The 2770-nt window shown below is 57.9% G+C and carries 1 protein-coding gene; it reads left to right on the top strand.

The genetic code is table 11. The features are described from left to right. Window positions 1-2770 (top strand): beta strand repeat-containing protein (locus ACYVBJ_RS20875; protein ID WP_460984245.1); only part of this gene is annotated, 2770 nt, incomplete at both ends.

Here is a 2770-nt window from a genome sequence, read left to right as displayed (position 1 = left end):
AACGTATCTATGGAGCAGTGGTCAGACTACGGCCAGCTTCTCCACCAGCCTGGCGGGTCTGTACTCGGTAACGGTGACAAGCGCCAATGGCTGTACGGCCACGGCCAGCACGACTATTCAGCAGGACATAGTTGCTCCGACAGCAACGATCGCCAGCACGAGTCCGCTGACCTGCACCCTGACAACGGTAACGCTAACAGTTGCGCCTGACGTACCAGTAACCTACCTGTGGAACACGGGTGAGACGACAGCCTCAATCTCAGTGAGTGCGGCTGGTGCCTATTCGGTGACAATCACATCTGCCAATGGCTGTACAGCCGTAGTTACAACGACGGTCATCAGCGACACCGCAGTGCCAACGGTAACCGCTACGGCGAGTAATATCATAACGGTGAGCCAGCCCACGGCGACCATCTCAACGGTAGCTAGTCCAGGCGTTACGTATCTGTGGAGCACCGGGGCGACCACCCCAAGCATCGCCGTAACCAGTGCCGGTATTTATTCGGTAACGGTGACAAGCCCCAACGGCTGTACGGCAGTCGCTACCACGACAGTGGTAAGTGATACGGCCGTACCGACCGTAACGGTGAGTGTAAGCAACACCTTGACCTGCGCCCAGCCCACAGCGACCATCAGCACCACAGCCACGCCAGGCGTTACTTATCGCTGGAGCACGGGCGAAACGACGTCGAGTATCGTTGTGAGCACAGAAGGATTGTATTCAGTAACGGTAACTGCACCGAACGGAGCCACCGCTGCTACAACAACAGCCGTCTTCAGCAATACAGTTGTACCAACTGTTACGGCATCGGTGAGCAACACCCTGACCTGCGCTCAGCCCACGGCGACGATTAGTACGACGGCTACGCCTGGCGCTACCTATCTCTGGAGCACGGGAGCGACTACCCCAACCATCCTGGTAAGTGCGGCCGGTCCGTACTCGGTAACGGTGACCAACGCTAACGGCTGTACGGCCACGACCAGTACAATTGTTATTGAGAACGTACTGGTACCGACCGTAACGGCCAGCAATACGGGTCCGCTCAACTGTACCTTAACGAATGCCACCATCAGTGCGTCGGCCAGTGAACTGGTAACGTATCTATGGAGCAGTGGTCAGACTACGGCCAGCTTCTCCACCAGCCTGGCGGGTCTGTACTCGGTAACGGTGACAAGCGCCAATGGCTGTACGGCCACGGCCAGCACGACTATTCAGCAGGATATAGTTGCTCCGACCGTGTCCATTGCCACCAACGGTCCGTTGTCCTGTATTCGACCGGTAGTTACTTTAACGGCAAATTCTAATGAGCCGGTGAGCTACAGCTGGAACACGGGTGAGACTACGGCGAGTATCTCAGTGAGCGCACCCGGCCAGTATTCGCTAACCATAACGGCAGCGAATGGCTGTACCGCGGTCGCGACGAGCACCGTCATCAGTAATACGGTTGTGCCAGTAGTAACTGTATCGGTAAGCAACACGATCACGGTGAATCAGCCCACAGCCACGATTACGACCCAGGCCAGTGATGGCGTTACCTACCTGTGGAGCAACGGAGCGACCACGCCAAGCATCACTGTCGTCAGCGCCGGTACGTACTCCGTGACGGTGACAAGTCCTAACGGGTGTACGGCAGTCGCTACCACAACGGTAGTCAGTGATACGGATGCGCCTACGGTGACGGCCAGCGTGAGCAACACCTTGACCTGCGCCCAACCAACGGCTACTATATCAACAACGGTTAGCGGAGCTATAGCCAGCTATCTCTGGAGCACGGGCGAAACGACGTCGAGTATCGTTGTGAGCACAGAAGGATTGTATTCAGTAACGGTAACTGCACCGAACGGAGCCACCGCTGCTACAACAACAGCCGTCTTCAGCAATACAGTTGTACCAACTGTTACGGCATCGGTGAGCAACACCCTGACCTGCGCTCAGCCCACGGCGACGATTAGTACGACGGCTACGCCTGGCGCTACCTATCTCTGGAGCACGGGAGCGACTACCCCAACCATCCTGGTAAGTGCGGCCGGTCCGTACTCGGTAACGGTGACCAACGCTAACGGCTGTACAGTTGCCACTACCAGCACGGTGGTGAGCGATACGGTCGTGCCGCAAGTAACGGCTTCGGTGAGCAACACCCTGACAGTGGTTCAGCCCACGGCGACCATCAGCACCACGGCTAGCCCAGGCGCTACCTACCTGTGGAGCACGGGTCAGACCACCCCAACCATCTCGGTAAGTGTAGCTGGTACCTACTCGGTAACGGTCACTTCAGCCAATGGCTGTACGGCTACAACCACGATGGAGGTCGTCAGTGACACGGCTCCACCAATGGTCACGGCCAGTGTGAGCAACACCCTGACCTGTACCCAACTGACGGCTACGATTAATACTAACACCACACCAGGCGCTACGTACTTGTGGAGTACGGGGGCGACCACCCCAAGCATTTCGGTGAGTGTAGCCGGACCCTACTCGGTGACTGTGACGAGTGCTAATGGAGCTACGGCTACGACCACCACCACGGTGGTCAGTGACACGGTTGCCCCTGTCCTGACGGCCAGTGTGAGCAACACCCTGACCTGCGCCCAGTTAACCGCGACGCTGGTAGCTACGGTACCGGGCAACGGCGTGAGCTATGCATGGAGCACGGGCGAAACCACTTCAAGCATTGTGGTCAACACGGCCGGTGCCTACTCGGTGACGGTGACGGGAGCCAACGGCTGCACGGCGGCTACGACCAGCACGGTGGTGAGCGATACCGTGGTG

This window comes from Spirosoma fluminis (assembly GCF_054778895.1).
This window is presented reverse-complemented; position numbering and strand designations above follow the sequence as displayed.